The following is a 15,747-nucleotide window of genomic DNA, read 5'->3' on the forward strand; positions in this document are numbered from 1 at the left end:
CGATTAGCCCAGTTAAGGCCAATTGTCCTAGCTGTTTCTTCAAATTTTTAGCAAAAAAAACACTTAGCCTGCCTACACTATTAATAAGTAGGCAAACCAAGCGTAAAACCACTGCCAGATGAAGAAACTGCTACCAGTAATTCGGCAACCACAATGCAATTTGTGGGAAGAATATGATCAACAGCAAACCGATTAGCTGAATTACCATAAACTGCATCATACCCAAATAAATATCTTTTAAGTCCCACTCCGGCACTACTCCTTTTAAGAAGTAGGCAGATAGAGCCACAGGAGGACTTAACCAAGCCGTTTGCAGGTTCACTGCGACCAGTATGGCAAACCAAATTAATAAGTCTGCCTGACTCAAGCCAAAGTCTAGTGTTTCTACCACAGGCAATAAAATAGGTACGATGATCAATACAATAGGCACCCACTCTAGGGGCCAGCCTAGCAAGAAAATCAATGCCAAGATGAAAAACAGCATAGCCCATGACGACATATCAAAGGACAAAAGTAATTCGGTTAGCATTTGCGGCGTGCCTAAGTTAGAGAAGACCGCACCAAAGAAGTTTGATGCTGCCACCAAGAACATGATCAACACAGTAATTTCTAAAGTTTTAATCAAGGCATCATACGTACCAACAACACTAAACTTTTTATAACCGATAGATAGAATTAACGATCCAAAAGCACCACACGCAGCTGCTTCTGCTGGAGTTGCAAGGCCTGCCACAATAGAGCCTAAAGAAAAGGCAATCAGCACTGTGGGTGGCACTAGCCCCATAAAGAATTCATACCACAAATCAGAGAAATAGAACCCTTTAGGTCTCACTGCACGAGCCCATTTAAACGCCCAAAACATAAAGCCAACCCATAATAATGGAATCACTAGCCCTGCAAGTGGGAAGAATGATATGGCGCCTTTAGTAGCCAATACACATAAGAATACAAACATGCCCAAACCAGACATGACAAGTATGACTTCTAGGCCATAGTAAGGTGAGGTTTCTGGCTGATCTTCTTCAGGCAAGATAGGCCCAAGATCAGGGTTAATCATGCATCGACCAATAGTGTAAATCATATACAAACTAGCCAATAACACCCCAGGCAGCACTGCCGCACGGAATAAATCTGTTACGGGCACTTCTAATACTGGGCCCATTACAATCAACATGATGGATGGCGGTATTAAAATACCTAAGGTACCACCTGCCGTAATCGCACCTGCAGATAGACGCACATCATAATTAGAGCGATTCATGGTTTTAGCTGCCATGATGCCCAAAATAGTCACCGAGGCGCCCACGATGCCGGTAGCTGCTGCAAAGATCATAGATACAAACAATACGGCTACAAATAGCGCACCACGTGTGCGAGACATCATCATTTGTACAGCGTTAAACAGGCGCTCCATTAGCCCTGCTTGCTCCATCATAATGCCCATAAAGATAAACAAAGGCACCGCTACAAGCTGATCGTTAAGCATGGTGGAGTTAACTTGAAGGGTAAGCAAGAAGAAAGCTAACTTGCTACTACCTGCTATGGAAGCAAACACAAACCCAAGAAAAATCAAGGTAAAGGAAATAGGGAAACCAATGAAAATAGAAAACAACATGGCTGCCAACATAAGCATACCAATCATAGGTTTTGAAATATTTACATCACCTAGTGCACTTGCTATCCAATCACCTAAGGGTAATACATCAGGATAAAACACGGATACAAAAACACACGCCAAACCAATTAAATAGAATGGAAAAAAGCTTAAAAACTTCGCTTCTCGCTGCTTGCCCATTTGATGGAAAGCACGGAATAGCTCAGGGAAACCTTGTAAAAATAGCAATCCTGCACCGATAGGCATAAATATGCGCGCAGGCCATAAGTAAGGTGCCCATGTCGAGTCAGCACTAGCGTCTTCCCAAATACCCCACTCTTCACCCCAGCCATTAAATCCTAAAGAGTCACCAGCAAAACCTAGTGCGCTCCAAAAGAAGAACAACATGGCAGGGAAATAGAACATCATATATAACACTGCATCCACAGTGGCTTGCGTTCTCTCATGCCAATTGCGGAAGATAAAATCAGCGCGAATATGCACACCACGCATCAAGGCATAGCCTGATGCAGCCATAAATATGACACCTCCAAGCATTCGACTGATGTCATACACCCAAGTGGTAGGCCCCAAATTCACAGCCCGAGCAAGGTCTCCCAAGTCATAAGAAACCAGTAGAGCAAACATACCGCGAGAAAATACTTCAGTAACCATTACAGCCACTAAGGGAATAATAGCCAAACAAATGATGCGCCCCATCCACAAGTTCAGCACATCAATGAAAGCTGTTATGGGCCGCTGCCAAGACGTCATGTCCTCTGGTGTTTCACCAGGTTTTTCAGCGCGCCGCTCTGCAATTAATTCATCGGTGATTTCAAGTTCACCAATGTCTGTTGTTTGTGTCGCCATGCCGGCTTCCTCTTATTATTGTATTTAAAAAATATACTACTGGTCTTCATAAAAGCTAACTAAAGACACAAAGCTTATTGTTACAAAGTGAAAAATCTATTATAGGCTCCTGACCAAACGCGCCAGAAGACTATGATAAAACTCTTACCATTCTAAAAACCGGCCTAGCACAAAGTGCTAGGCCGTTATCAAGTTAATATAAAATATTACTTGAGACTGTCGGCAAAAGCCTTACCTAAACTAGCATTAGATGCTTGAGCACCTGACCAGAAAGGCACTGCGATTTCAGCAAAGTCTTTTTGTGACTGCCAAACTTCTGCAAAGAATTCATTATCATCAGAAGCTTTTTGAAGCAGAGCATTAGCTGCATTCATATACTCAGGGAAATAATCTGCAGGCGTATCATGCAATTGCACACCATGATTTTCGGTTAAGTCTTTAAGAGCTTTACCGTTCTCATAGATACGATAAGAGATCGCTTTTGACAATGAAGCATTAGCAGCTACTTCTATAGCTTTCTTTTGCAACGTTGTTAAAGAGTCATAAACATCACCGTTTAAGTACATGTCAGCATTTACCACTACCTGGTGAAGACCTTGTAGGTAATAATGCTTTAATACTTTTTGGAAACCAAACACACTGTCAGGCTTTGGACAGCACCATTCAGCAGCGTCAATTGTGCCTTTTTCAAGTGCAGGTAGTATGTCACCACCGCCCATTGCAACAGAGGCTACGCCAATGTCTTTATAAGCTTGACCTACCATGCCTGGAGGAGCACGGAAACGTAACTTACGGAAGTCATCCATAGAGTTAATTGGCTCAGGGAACCAACCCAAAGCTTCTGGGCCTACAGGTTGTAACATAAAGCCTTTAACGTTTACGCCCATTTCATCCCACAAACGGTCATAAAGCTCTTTACCACCGCCGTACTGGAACCAAGAAAGAAAGGCGATGTTATCAAGGCCTACACCTGCACCTGCGATTGGCGCACCAAATAGGTTAGCCGCTGGATGCTTACCACCCCAATAATGGGTCCAAGCAAAACCACCATCTAGCAAACCAGCATCAATAGCGTCGATGATGTCAGTGTTACCAACCACTGAACCGCCTGGCAATATTTCAATGTTCACAGAACCGTCAGTCAAGTCCCTTACATCTTTAGCAAATTCCTTTAACATGTGAACTTCATCAGATTTAGTGCCAAGTACTGATTGCACACGAATAGTCACATCTTTTGCAACAACTGCAGTAGAGCTAATAATTAGCACACCAGCAGCAACAGCAACCTTCATTTTATTTAAAACGGACATAATGTCCTCCATTTTTATTGTTTACCTTCTAGATCACTGTTTACGTCTGCTACATGGAAGGCTTCATGCAACATCCCACAAGGGGACAACAGAGGTTTTATAGCTAGCCGGTTAATAACCCACTAGACAATAAATTCATTACACCGTCATACAACATGACACAAGTTAAGTATACTAGGAATAATAATCCAATATAAGATATCCATGGATACTTTAGCATGAATCTCATAATAATTGAGGCAAAAAAGGCCATCATAATAATGGCAAATACCAAACCAAATATCAGTAGCTGAGTATCTTCTCTGGCAATGGCTGCAACCGCCACTACATTATCTAAAGACATAGAAATGTCTGCTACCGCAATAGTAAATAATGCACCCAACAAACTACCTTTACCCTGCACGGCAGTGACTTCGTTAGGGTTAGCTGCGTTGTTAGTAAACTCAACAATTTCGTGATAAAAACGCCAACATACCCACGCTAGCAATAAACCGCCAATAATCAAAATACCCGGAATATCAATTATATAGGTGGCTCCAGCAGCAAATATAATGCGGAAAAAAGCCGCTAATCCCATGCCTACAGCCAGCACCATGCGGCGCTTCTCTGGCGCTATGCCTGCTGCCACCATACCAATGACTATTGCGTTATCTCCAGATAAAATGATATCTGCAAAAATGATCTGTATCAGACCTGTCCAATCAAACATTAACGCTCTCCTGCAAAATCATTGCGGCTACTTTTTCACCAATCATAATGGCTGGCGCATTGGTATTTCCTGAAGTAATAATGGGCATAATAGACGCGTCAGCTACACGTAAGCCTTCTATGCCATGCACCTTAAGCGCAGAGTCAACTACAGCCATATCATCTTGCCCCATTTTGCAGGTGCCTGTGGGATGATAAATAGTGGTGGCAGTTTCCCTTGCCCAGTCAAGAATATCTGCATCAGATTCTTCGCCCACACTTTCGCCTGGGCTAAATTCTTGTGTGATAAGTGAATTCAATGGGGCTTGTTTGGCAATCTGGCGAGCCATTTTTATACCCGCCACAATAGTTTGTTGATCTAATTCTGTGGCTAGGTAGTTGGGGTGAATGTCTGGATGGTCTGCAAACCGATCAGACACTATGCTTAAGTGTCCTGAACTTTGCGGACGCATTTGTAATACAGACGCTGTAAACGCATCAAATTTATGCGTACCCTCGGCAGGTGAATCGGCGCTAAAGGGTTGGATATGAAATTGAATATCTGGCCGATCTGGGCTTAGATGTGACTTCACGAACCCTGTGCCAAGGCTTGCTGCCATAGTCATGGGGCCTGTTCGGTTTAATACATATTGCAGGCCAATAAGGCCCTGCTTAAACCAATTGCTTATTTCTGTATTAATAGTGCTGGCAGCGCATTTAAACACTGGCCTAGCTTGTAAATGATCCTGTAAATTTTGTCCAACACCTGGCAACTCTTTAACTATTTTAATCTTATGGGGATTGAGCTGATCAACACTGCCTATGCCAGACACCATGAGTAATTGTGGTGAGCCTATAGCCCCAGCACACACAATGACTTCTTTGTTAGCTTTAAGTAAGCCATCAGCTAACTGCACTCCCGTTGCGCGCTTGCCTTCAAACAGCAGCTTTTCTACACAAGAGTTGGTAAGAATTGTAAGATTGCTGCGGCTACGCGCTGGGTTAAGGTATGCAACAGCAGAGCTGCAGCGCCTGCCTCTTTTAGCAGTGAGTTGAAACAGACCTACACCTTCTTGGTCTGCCCCGTTGTAGTCTTTGTTTTCAGGATAGCCACAATTTTTTGCTGCTTGTAACCATGCATCTACCACAGGTCTGCTTACGCGAGTCTTTGACACTGTAAGCGGCCCACCTTGGCCTCGTAATGGACTACTTTGACCTTGCCAATCTTCAGAGCGCTTAAAATAGGGCAAGACATTGTCCCATTCCCAGCCTTCATTGCCTAAGTTTGCCCAGTCGTCAAAGTCTTGCGCTTGGCCGCGCACATAAAGCAGCCCATTAATAGAGCTACTGCCACCCAACACTTTGCCTCTTGGCCAAGGTATTGAGCGGCCATTAAGGCCAGAACAGGATTTAGTTTTATAGCACCAGTCTGTGGACGGATTACCCATAGTTTTAAAGTAACCCACCGGAACATGGATCCAAGGATTTAAATCTCGGCTTCCTGCTTCGAGCAATGCCACTGTGTGGCAGCCATCTTGTGATAATCGGTTGGCAACAGCACACCCTGCTGAACCAGCTCCTACCACAATGTAGTCAAATTGCCTTTGCATTAATAACCTCTATTTAAAATAAATATCAATAAATGAGACTTTTATGCTCAATTTATGTATTATGTGTACAGAAAAACATATTACCTGATTGAACTCAAGCTTTTATTGAAGATTGCGTTAACATGGCGCCTATATAAATAACTCAAAGGGGAGTAAACATCTTGTCCAATTCACCAAGAATAGCGACTAACATGAGATTGTTTTACATTTTAGATGTGCTGGCCACGCAACAATCTCCACTGACTCCCTCAGAGATAAACCAACACTTAAATTGGTCAAAACAAACTGTGCACAGGCTATGTAAGTCGATGGTAGAAGAAGGCTTCTTGCAATATGACGTCAATGGTAAACGACTATTACCAAGCACTACCATGCGTACTTTGGCCAACGGATTATTAACCAGTGATTGGCATGCTAGTGCTAAACATCAAATTTTAGAAAAACTCAGTGGCAAGGTAAAAGAGACCGTCAACTTTGTTATACCAGAACGTCCGGGAATGATTTACCGAGATAGGGTACAAACTAACTGGGCGTTTCAAATTCACTTGCCTATAGGTAGCCACGTGCCGTTTTATTGCACCGCCAGTGGCAAAACTTATCTTGCCAGCCTAAGCCCCAAAAATCGCCGCACCATGGTAGAAAGCCTGCACCTTGAAGCCATCACAGCTAACACTGTAAATAGCGTTGAGTCGCTGCTAGAAGAGCTTACGCTAGTGCAAAAGCAAGGCTTTGCTCTAGATAATGAAGAATTTTATGTGGGTATGATTGCCATTGCAGTGCCAGTGTTAGATCCAAAAGGCCGATACCATGGTGCTTTAGCTATGCATGGGCCGACTTTGCGCTTAGATTTAAGCTCAATTAAGGACCACTATAACGATTTAAGGTCTGCAGCCAACCAGCTTAGTGAGCTTATATTTTCGGTGTAATTAAGTGCTTACTCAGTTCATAAGGTGTGGCGCAATGTAACTGCGACATAATTTGCTCTAGCTCATCTAAAATTAAATCAAGCGCGTGAGCTGCACCGTCTTCACCATGAGCCGCCACTCCATACAACATAGCTCTACCAGTAAATACCATTTGCGCACCTAAAGCTAAATACCGAGCTACATCCACACCAGACTCCACCCCACTATCTGCCATAATTGTGGTTTTATGGCCTAGTTCATCAGCAATAGCTTTAAGACATAAAGCGCTAGGCTGTGCAGCATCTAATTGCCGCCCTCCGTGGTTAGACACAATGATTGCATCAGCGCCAAGCTCTATCGCTTGCGTGGCATCTGCTACATGGCTTATACCTTTGACTATGAGGTTATGTGGCCACATTTGGCGTATTTGCGCTAATGTTTGAGCATCTACTACAGCACGCATACGGGTACGCATAAACTGCGCTGCATCACTCATAGCCATGGTAGAAGAATCCATATATGGCGTCAGATTGGCAAATTGAGGCAAGCCATGAGCTACAGTAGCCATGCTCCACTTAGGCCTTATCATTGATTGAAACACACTTGTGGGAGTGATCTTTGGTGGCACACTTAAGCCACTTTTTATGGCCCTTATACGCCTACTTGGTGTGGGCACATCAAGGGTTACAACAAGGTTTTTACACCCACTTTCCTCTACCCGCCTAAGTAAATCTTCACCTATAGCAGCATCTGACGGGGGGTAAAGCTGAAACCAAAAATTTTCTTTAGCATGCACCGCTGCGTCTTCAATTGACAAAGTAGACACGGTACTTAATACAAACGGAATATTAGCAGCATGGGCAGCACGGGCGTGCATGGCAGAGGCATTTGGCCACACTAAGCCAGTTAGCCCCAAAGGGGCCACGCCAACAGGCGCATTATAGCTTTGGCCTAACACATGGGTAGATAAATTTGGAGCTGTATGGGGCGCCAAATAGTCTGGACGTAAATGCACATTATTTAATGCTGTTCTATTATTGGCTACCGCTGTATTGGCATTGCAGCCTTCCTCTATGTAGTCAAAGACAAAAGTTGGAATACGTTTTTTCGCGCGTTTTTTAAGATCATCGATACAGGCAGATCTTAAGAGCAACTTATCCATTACTGTGTCCTGCTATAGGTGATGGTCTGGCTGTAATACAATTTTAGCTGCCGCAGCACGTCCGTAATGTAAGTCTGAGAATGCTTGAGCACCTTCACTTAAGGGCCTAAGTTCTACCCATCTCAAATCGCCTAAACGATCAGAACAAAGCATATCTAACGCAGCTTGCATGTCTGCTGGAGTATAACAATAATTACCTAAAACAGTGATTTCTTGCAAAGTGATACGGCGTATATCTAGCCCTTCATGGCTATTTTGTAAACCCACATGAGAAATAATACCACCCGCTGCAACCTGCTCACTGGCCATGGCCCGAGTAACTCCTGCACCTACACAATCAAACACTACATCATATCCACTGGCACTTGGTGCAGTTTGAGTGCTTGGGTCAAATACGGTCACTATGTTTTGCTGGTCAATGGTATTTCTGCGCAACGCATTGGTTTCTGCTAAATCGATATTACAACAACCCTTAGCTGATAAAATAAGCGCCGTTAACAAACCTACCGCACCACCGCCAATCACCAAACAACGCTGTTCTGATAAAGGTCGATAGCTCACCCGCTCTACTAAAGCCACGGCATGCAGTGCTGTAGCTGTAGGCTCTGTAAGGCATGCAACCCATGGTTTTACATTAGCAGGGGGAACAAGCAGATTAGTCTCATCGATGACTAGATATTGCGCATAAGCACCTGCTAAACGCATACCAATGATCTCACGATCGCTGCATAAATTAGCTCTGCCAGACAAGCACGGCGCACAGTGTCCGCAGGTCATTAATGGGTTGATGACCACGTGTTGGCCAGTCTCATGCCTTGATGACGTGACGACCTTACCTGCCACTTCATGACCTAAAATAAGAGGCGGTACGCGCCGCTCATCCAAGCCATGGTAAGCGTGCATGTCTGAGCCACAAATGGCAGTAGCTGCCACTTCAATTAGCGCTTGATTTGGGCCAGCTACTGGCTTCTTTTCATCACGGTAATGTACTTCTTGAGTGCCTGTATAAACTAAAGCTTTCATGGTCATGGTCGCCGCCTTTGGGTGATTAATAGCCTAATCAATTAGGCTATAGATAGTTTTTAAAGGGTAATAAAACCCACAAACTAATGACTTAAATCAAATGTTTCCGTAGGGAAATATTTACTCAAGCGGTCATCACCACTGCGAGCGTGCCCTTCCATACCTTCTAGGCGAGAAATACGAGCTGCAGCTGCACCTACTTCGCGGTTGGCTTCGCGGGTCATACGCTGAGTGGTCACCGTTTTAATAAACTTACCTACTGACAAACCACCCGTATAACGAGACGCGCCTTTAGTAGGTAAAATATGGTTAGTGCCAGAACACTTGTCACCGTATGTTACTGTTGTTTCTTCACCAACAAACAAAGAACCATAGTTATTTAGATTATCTACCCACCAATCTAGGTCATCACAGTGAATTTCTAAATGCTCCGCAGCATATTTATCACTTACTTCTACGGCTTCTTCACGAGTGTCGCATAAAATAACTTCGGCATAGTCTGCCCATGCAGATCGTGCTGCAGAACGAGACGGCTCAGGCATAGATTCGATTAAGCCAGGCACTATTTCAATGGTTTTTCTAGCCACTTCTGCATCTAAACTAATCAACCATACAGGTGAATCTGGGCCATGCTCGGCTTGGCCTACCAGATCACTTGCTACAATTCGCGGGTCTGCAGTGTGGTCGGCAATGACCGCAATTTCTGTAGGACCTGCAAACATATCAATGCCTACACGACCAAACAACATGCGCTTAGCCTCGGCTACAAAACGGTTACCAGGGCCTGCCAAAACATCAGCAGATCGACCAGTAAATAAACCAAACGCCATGGCAGCAATACCCTGTACGCCACCTAGTGCAAGTATGCTATCTGCACCACAATAGTTTGCAGTGTATAAAATGGCATCATTTACACCTGTGCCTGGTTTTGGTGGCGAACATGCTACCACGTGCTTTACACCAGCAGCCTTAGCTGTGGCTACAGACATAATGGCAGAAGCGACATGAGAATAGCGCCCACCAGGAATATAACAACCTGCAGTTTGTACTGGGATTTGACGCTGACCTGCCCACAAGCCAGGAGAAAGCTCTACTTCAAAATCTTGCAGTGCTTGACGCTGTCTTTGAGCAAATTTGTCAACACGTTCATGGGCAAAACGAATGTCATCTTTTACTTGTTGTGTCAAACGCGATGTCGCTTGGTCTATGTCGTCGCTAGTAACAAGGATATTACCGTGGTACCCATCTAGCTTAGCGGCGTAATCTACACATACCTGCTCGCCGCCTGCTTCAATTTCTGCCAACATTCTTGACACTGTTGCACGAGTATCATCTTCACCTGTTGCAGATGATTTTTCAGCTTTCTTTAAGTAACTAATGGTCATGGTGTAAATCCTCGATAAGTTTTGTAAGCGCTTACATTTAATAATTGTCGCTATAGTAGACCATTAAAATGACACAAACAAGCACCTAAATGTTTTTTTGTATGCGCTTACATTTTTCCAGTGTATACTCAAGTTCAATATTGAAAGAGCTAAAACCATAGTGAACCTATTAAATAAGCAAGCCACCCAAGGCGATGTGGCTAAGGCTGCTGGCGTTTCTACAGCCACTGTATCTCGGGTTATCAATCAACCTGACTCTGTGCGCATGCCTGTAAGATTGCGCGTAGAAGCAGCCATTACCCAGCTGCAATATGTTGCCGATGCTGCAGCACGCGCATTAGCAAGTAAACGCTCTCGGTGTATTGGAGCAGTAATCCCTACCCTTGCCAACGCTATTTTTGCCGATGGTATTGAAGCCTTTCAAACCCAATTAAATGAAGCAGGCTTGAGCTTAATGCTCACCTCATCTAGTTATGATACAAAACACGAGCTCACTCAAGTGCGCACACTCATAGAGCGTGGAGTGGATGCAGTTATGCTAGTAGGGCTTGATCATGATCCGTTAATTTATTCCTTGCTACAGCAGCGCAAAATTCCCTATGTACTTACATGGGCATACGATAAAGATTGCCCTCATCCTTGCGTAGGGTTTGATAATTACGCAGCTGCTAAGCTTATTCCCACTCACTTAGCCAATCTTGGGCATCAAAAATTTGCAGTCATTAATGGTATATCAAAAGGTAATGACCGCGCTTTTGATCGCTTACAAGGTATGCAAAATAGCCTGTTAGCACACGGTATTACCTTAACCAAAAGCGCTATTATTGAGTGTAATTACACTATTGAAGAAGGCCGTGAGGCGTGCCGAACATTATTAATGTCACAACATCCTCCTACGGCTATTTTATGCAGTAATGATGTCTTGGCAACAGGGGCGCTACTAGAGTGCCAGTCGTGTGGCATTGATGTGCCAGAAGAGGTCTCTATTGCAGGGTTTGATGACTTAGCCATCAGTGCAAATCTTACTCCAAGCCTTACTACAATTCATATCCCCTTCAAACTTATGGGACAAAAAGCTGCACAATATTTGATTAATCGCTTAGCGGGTGAAACACCACCAGCTCAACAAGAGCTAAGCATTGAGTTACGTTTAAGAAACTCTACCAGTGCACCGCACTAAACAAAGCTCTTAATGAACAAACACGCACAAAAAAACCCCGCTAGACAGTGCCTACCGGGGCTTTTTTTAATGCGCTTTTGGCTTAGAACAAACCAATAATATCGCCGTTTTCGTTGATATCGATCACTTCAGCAGCAGGCTTTTTAGGAAGACCTGGCATCGTCATTACATCACCAGCCAATACAACAATAAAGCCAGCACCAGCAGATAAGCGCACTTCACGAAGTGGAATATCAAAACCAGTAGGACGGCCCTTTAGTGAAGGGTCAGTAGAAAAGGAATACTGAGTTTTAGCCATACAGATAGGTAAGTTACCGTAGCCAGCTGCTTCAAGCGCAGTAAAACGGTCACGTAGCTTCTGATCACCTTGAATGTTGTCAGCGCCATAGATCTTTTGAGCTACAGTTTTAACCTTATCCCAAAGAGGCATGTCATCTTCATACAAGTAATGGAAGTCGTTTTCGTGATTTTCTACCAAATCAACAACCGCTTCAGCAAGCTCAACAGCACCTTTGCCACCTTCTGCCCAGTGGTTAGCTTCAATCACTTGAACACCTAGGTAATCACACTTAGATTGAACTGTTTTCACTTCTTCATCAGTGTCAGTTACAAACTTGTTAACCGCAACCACTACAGGAAGACCAAACTGGTGGATGTTTTCGATGTGCTTCTTAAGGTTTTCAACACCTTTAGCCACAGCTTCTAGGTTTTCGTTATTCACTTCCTTTAGGGGAACGCCACCGTGTAACTTAAGGGCACGAATAGTAGCAACAATAACTACAGCACTTGGTGTGATACCGGCCTTACGACACTTAATGTCTAAAAACTTCTCAGCACCTAAGTCAGCACCAAAGCCTGCTTCAGTTACTGTGTAGTCACTTAGCTTCATAGACAAGCGTGTTGCAACTACAGAGTTACAACCGTGGGCAATGTTTGCAAATGGGCCACCGTGAACAAACGCAGGAGTGTGCTCAAGGGTTTGCACTAAGTTAGGGCTAAATGCGTCTTTAAGTAATACTGTCATAGCGCCATGAACTTTAAGGTCACGTGCAGTAACAGGCTTTTGGTCATAGGTGTAACCTACTACCGCGTCACCCAATTTTTCTTTAAGCTCAGCCAAAGTGTTAGCTAAGCAGAAGATAGCCATTACTTCAGAAGCCACAGTGATGTCAAAACCTGTTTCACGAGGCACACCATGAGCTGGGCCACCGCGGCCGATGGTCACATTGCGTAGGGCACGATCGTTCATGTCCATTACGCGCTTCCACTCAATACGACGTGGATCTAAGTTTAAATCATTACCTTGCTGCAGATGGTTATCAATGGCAGCAGATAGTAGGTTGTGTGCAAGGCCAATGGCATGGAAATCGCCAGTGAAGTGCAAGTTGATGTCTTCCATTGGAACAACCTGAGCGTAACCGCCACCAGCTGCACCACCCTTAACACCAAAACAAGGCCCAAGAGAAGGTTCACGCAAACAAACAGAGGCTTGCTTACCAATTTGATTTAAAGCATCGCCCAAACCAATTGTCGTAGTCGTCTTGCCTTCGCCAGCTGGCGTAGGGTTGATGGCTGTTACTAAGATTAGCTTGCCATCTTTGCGATCTTTAACACTTTTGATGAACTCAGGGCTGATTTTAGCTTTAATTTTGCCATACATTTCTAAATCATCAACATCGATATTTAGTTTTGCAGCAACTTCAGCGATCGGACGTTTCTCGGCAGCGCGAGCAATGTCGATGTCGGACAAGTAAGTCTTAGACATGGTTTTACCTTGGTGATTTAAATTGATCCTTGTGGGTATCAATTTATATTTATTTAGCACGTCTAGCCGATGAGTCAGACGCAAGCCTTGATTATTGGTGAAAAATAATACTCTTTTGTAAATTAACTACATACTTAAAAGCGACCTTTGATTAGTCCTAAAGTCACAACTTATGACGCCAATAAGAAACACAAGTCACACCACTTTCCAAAAGGAAACTTAATGCTCTAACTCACTCCATTTGAGCACTGCCTTATGTCCATTAACTCTTTCTAAAGTAAACCAGTGCGAAGCTATAACAAAGTTGCGTTTAAAATAATCTAAACAACTAGGGATATCATTTTGAGTATTTATTTATCGATATTGACCAATATTTATTCGTATTTAATCAAGTTGAACTAAACGCTCTAAGGCATAGTAGCGACATAGTAACGACTTAGTACAGACATAGAAATGACACACAAATTTCAATAAGCATTCACTTAAGAGCTGTTTTATGGATAACGACATTTACCTCACCAAAAGCTACAAAATTTATCAACAAGATGAGCCCATAGACTGCCCCCTTGCACTTTTTACCGACACAGTGCGCGAACAGTGGATTGACTACAATGGCCATATGAGCGAATCGTTTTACTTATATGCCATGGGAGAGGCTTCTGATGCTCTGTTTCGCTATGTCGGCATTGATGAAGCATACCGTGCGTTGGGGTCATCTTTTTATACGGTAGAAACTCATATTAACTACTACCAAGAAGTAGCAGGCGGCCAGCCTTTGCGGTTTACCACACAGATATTGGGCATCGACACCAAACGCCTACACTTTTTTCACCACATGTATCATGGTGACACAGGCGAACTATTAGCAACTACAGAGCAAATGCTGCTACATGTAGATATGAACACCTCAAGCGCTGCGCCTATTAAGCCGCAAGTGTTAGCTGTGTTAGAGCAAATATGGCAAGCACATAAGCACCTGCCAGCACCTAAGCAACAAGGCCGAGTAATGGCTGTGCCTAGTGCTAAAAAAACCTAGCTTAAGCAAACACCTAATATAACCCTACATAAAAGAGAAGATCATGGATTTTAGTCTTACCAACGAACAGAAAATGATCATCGACACCCTTAAAAACTTTGTCGAACAAGAACTTTACCCTTATGAAGCAGAGGTAGAAAAAACCAATGCTATTCGCCCAGAACTAGCGCAGCAGATTAAACAAAAGGCTGTAGATCTTGGTTTGTATGCCGCCAATATGCCCGAAGAGCATGGAGGTGCTGGGTTAGACACTCTCACCCTTTGCTTAATGGAGCGTGAATTAGGCCGTGCAAATTTTGGTTTGCAATATATTGTGGGAAGGCCAAGCAACATTTTACTGGCGTGTAAGGGTGAGCAAATTGAAAACTACCTACATGCGTGTATTCGGGGGGAAAAGGTAGACTGCTTAGCGCTTTCAGAGCCTAATGCTGGATCTGACGTTCGGTCTATGCAGTGTCGTGCGCAGCGTGACGGTGATGACTTTGTGATCAATGGCACCAAGCATTTTATCAGCCATGCCGATGTGGCTGACTTTGTGATTTTATTTGCCGCAAGTGGCGTGGAAGAAACCGCGCGTGGGCCAAAGAAAAAAATCACCAGTTTCTTGGTAGATATGGGCACACCAGGCTTCACTGTAGAGCCTGGCTATAATAGTGTGTCCCACCGTGGCTATCACAACTGTATTTTAAATTTTGACAACTGTCGTGTGCATAAGTCTCAAGTATTAGGCGAAGAAGACCATGGGTTTGACGTAGCTAATGAATGGCTAGGCGCCACCCGCCTTTCTGTTGCGGCTATGTGCTTGGGCCGCGCCGAGCGTGCACTGGAAATTGCCACGCAATGGGCTGCAGACCGCAAGCAATTTGGCCAAACCATTGGTAAATTTCAAGGCGTATCTTTTAAGCTAGCCGACATGGCCACAGAGCTAAAAGCAGCTGAATTAATCACTATGTATGCCGCTTGGAAAGACTGTAACGGCCAAATGAGCGATGCAGATGCTGCCATGGCCAAACTAAAAGCCACAGAAATGCTGGCCATGGTATCTGATGAAGCCATACAAATTTTAGGGGGTATGGGCTTAATGGACGAGCTACCTCTAGAGCGAATTTGGCGCGACCAGCGCGTAGAGCGCATCTGGGACGGCACTAGTGAAATACAACGACACATTATATCTCGGTCCATGCTGCGGCCTTTAGAATCATAGCCTAACAAGCATAAGA

At 44.0% G+C, this 15,747-nt stretch carries 12 protein-coding genes; 4 read left to right on the plus strand and 8 right to left on the minus strand.

The genetic code is table 11. The features are described from left to right. Nucleotides 1-130: 130 nt before the first annotated feature. From ABXT42_RS07715 to ABXT42_RS07730, 4 genes are all read right to left on the minus strand, one after another. Nucleotides 131-2,464, minus strand: a complete 2,334-nt coding sequence (locus tag ABXT42_RS07715; RefSeq protein ID WP_443627569.1) for a TRAP transporter large permease subunit — start codon at nucleotides 2,462-2,464, stop codon at nucleotides 131-133. Between the two features lie 206 nt (nucleotides 2,465-2,670). Next, a complete protein-coding gene (locus ABXT42_RS07720) occupies nucleotides 2,671-3,774 on the minus strand; it encodes a TRAP transporter substrate-binding protein (protein ID WP_443627570.1) in 1,104 nt (367 codons plus the stop codon). 103 nt (nucleotides 3,775-3,877) lie between these two features. After that, nucleotides 3,878-4,483, minus strand: a complete 606-nt coding sequence (locus ABXT42_RS07725) for a YjbE family putative metal transport protein (RefSeq protein ID WP_443627571.1) — start codon at nucleotides 4,481-4,483, stop codon at nucleotides 3,878-3,880. After that, a complete protein-coding gene (locus ABXT42_RS07730; RefSeq protein WP_443627572.1) occupies nucleotides 4,476-6,071 on the minus strand; it encodes a GMC family oxidoreductase in 1,596 nt (531 codons plus the stop codon). Before ABXT42_RS07730 ends, ABXT42_RS07725 begins: the two co-directional genes overlap by 8 nt. Before the next feature lie 191 nt (nucleotides 6,072-6,262). On the opposite strand from ABXT42_RS07730, the gene ABXT42_RS07735 reads away from it, so the two are divergent. Next, on the plus strand, nucleotides 6,263-6,997 hold the full coding sequence (locus tag ABXT42_RS07735) for an IclR family transcriptional regulator (RefSeq protein WP_443627573.1): 735 nt from the start codon (nucleotides 6,263-6,265) through the stop codon (nucleotides 6,995-6,997). On the opposite strand, the gene ABXT42_RS07740 is transcribed toward ABXT42_RS07735, so the two are convergent. The 3 genes from ABXT42_RS07740 to hisD form a co-directional block, all read right to left on the minus strand. Further along, nucleotides 6,981-8,138: an alpha-hydroxy acid oxidase gene (locus ABXT42_RS07740; RefSeq protein ID WP_443627574.1), complete on the minus strand. Its 1,158-nt coding sequence runs from the start codon at nucleotides 8,136-8,138 to the stop codon at nucleotides 6,981-6,983. The two genes, ABXT42_RS07735 and ABXT42_RS07740, sit on opposite strands and share 17 nt — an antisense overlap. Before the next feature lie 12 nt (nucleotides 8,139-8,150). Beyond that, entirely contained in the window at nucleotides 8,151-9,167 is a 1,017-nt protein-coding gene (locus ABXT42_RS07745) for a zinc-dependent alcohol dehydrogenase (RefSeq protein WP_443627575.1), read from the minus strand. 77 nt (nucleotides 9,168-9,244) lie between these two features. Further along, nucleotides 9,245-10,546 (minus strand): histidinol dehydrogenase, encoded by a 1,302-nt coding sequence (hisD, locus tag ABXT42_RS07750; protein ID WP_443627576.1) that lies wholly within the window; start codon nucleotides 10,544-10,546, stop codon nucleotides 9,245-9,247. A 160-nt stretch (nucleotides 10,547-10,706) separates the two neighbouring features. On the opposite strand from hisD, the gene ABXT42_RS07755 reads away from it, so the two are divergent. Next, nucleotides 10,707-11,726, plus strand: a complete 1,020-nt coding sequence (locus tag ABXT42_RS07755) for a LacI family DNA-binding transcriptional regulator (RefSeq protein WP_443627577.1) — start codon at nucleotides 10,707-10,709, stop codon at nucleotides 11,724-11,726. An 82-nt stretch (nucleotides 11,727-11,808) separates the two neighbouring features. Here ABXT42_RS07755 and ABXT42_RS07760 read toward each other — a convergent pair whose 3' ends face one another. Then, nucleotides 11,809-13,491 carry a formate--tetrahydrofolate ligase gene (locus ABXT42_RS07760; protein ID WP_443627578.1) on the minus strand — a complete coding sequence of 561 codons (1,683 nt, stop codon included), beginning with the start codon at nucleotides 13,489-13,491 and terminating at the stop codon, nucleotides 11,809-11,811. 496 nt (nucleotides 13,492-13,987) lie between these two features. On the opposite strand from ABXT42_RS07760, the gene ABXT42_RS07765 reads away from it, so the two are divergent. Further along, nucleotides 13,988-14,527, plus strand: coding sequence for a thioesterase family protein (locus ABXT42_RS07765; RefSeq protein WP_443627579.1), 540 nt, complete (start codon nucleotides 13,988-13,990; stop codon nucleotides 14,525-14,527). A 43-nt stretch (nucleotides 14,528-14,570) separates the two neighbouring features. Beyond that, entirely contained in the window at nucleotides 14,571-15,731 is a 1,161-nt protein-coding gene (locus ABXT42_RS07770) for an acyl-CoA dehydrogenase family protein (protein ID WP_443627580.1), read from the plus strand. The last annotated feature ends 16 nt before the right edge of the window (nucleotides 15,732-15,747 follow it).

This window comes from Candidatus Njordibacter sp. Uisw_002 (assembly GCF_047730155.1).
Taxonomy (GTDB): Bacteria; Pseudomonadota; Gammaproteobacteria; order Pseudomonadales; family Balneatricaceae; genus Njordibacter.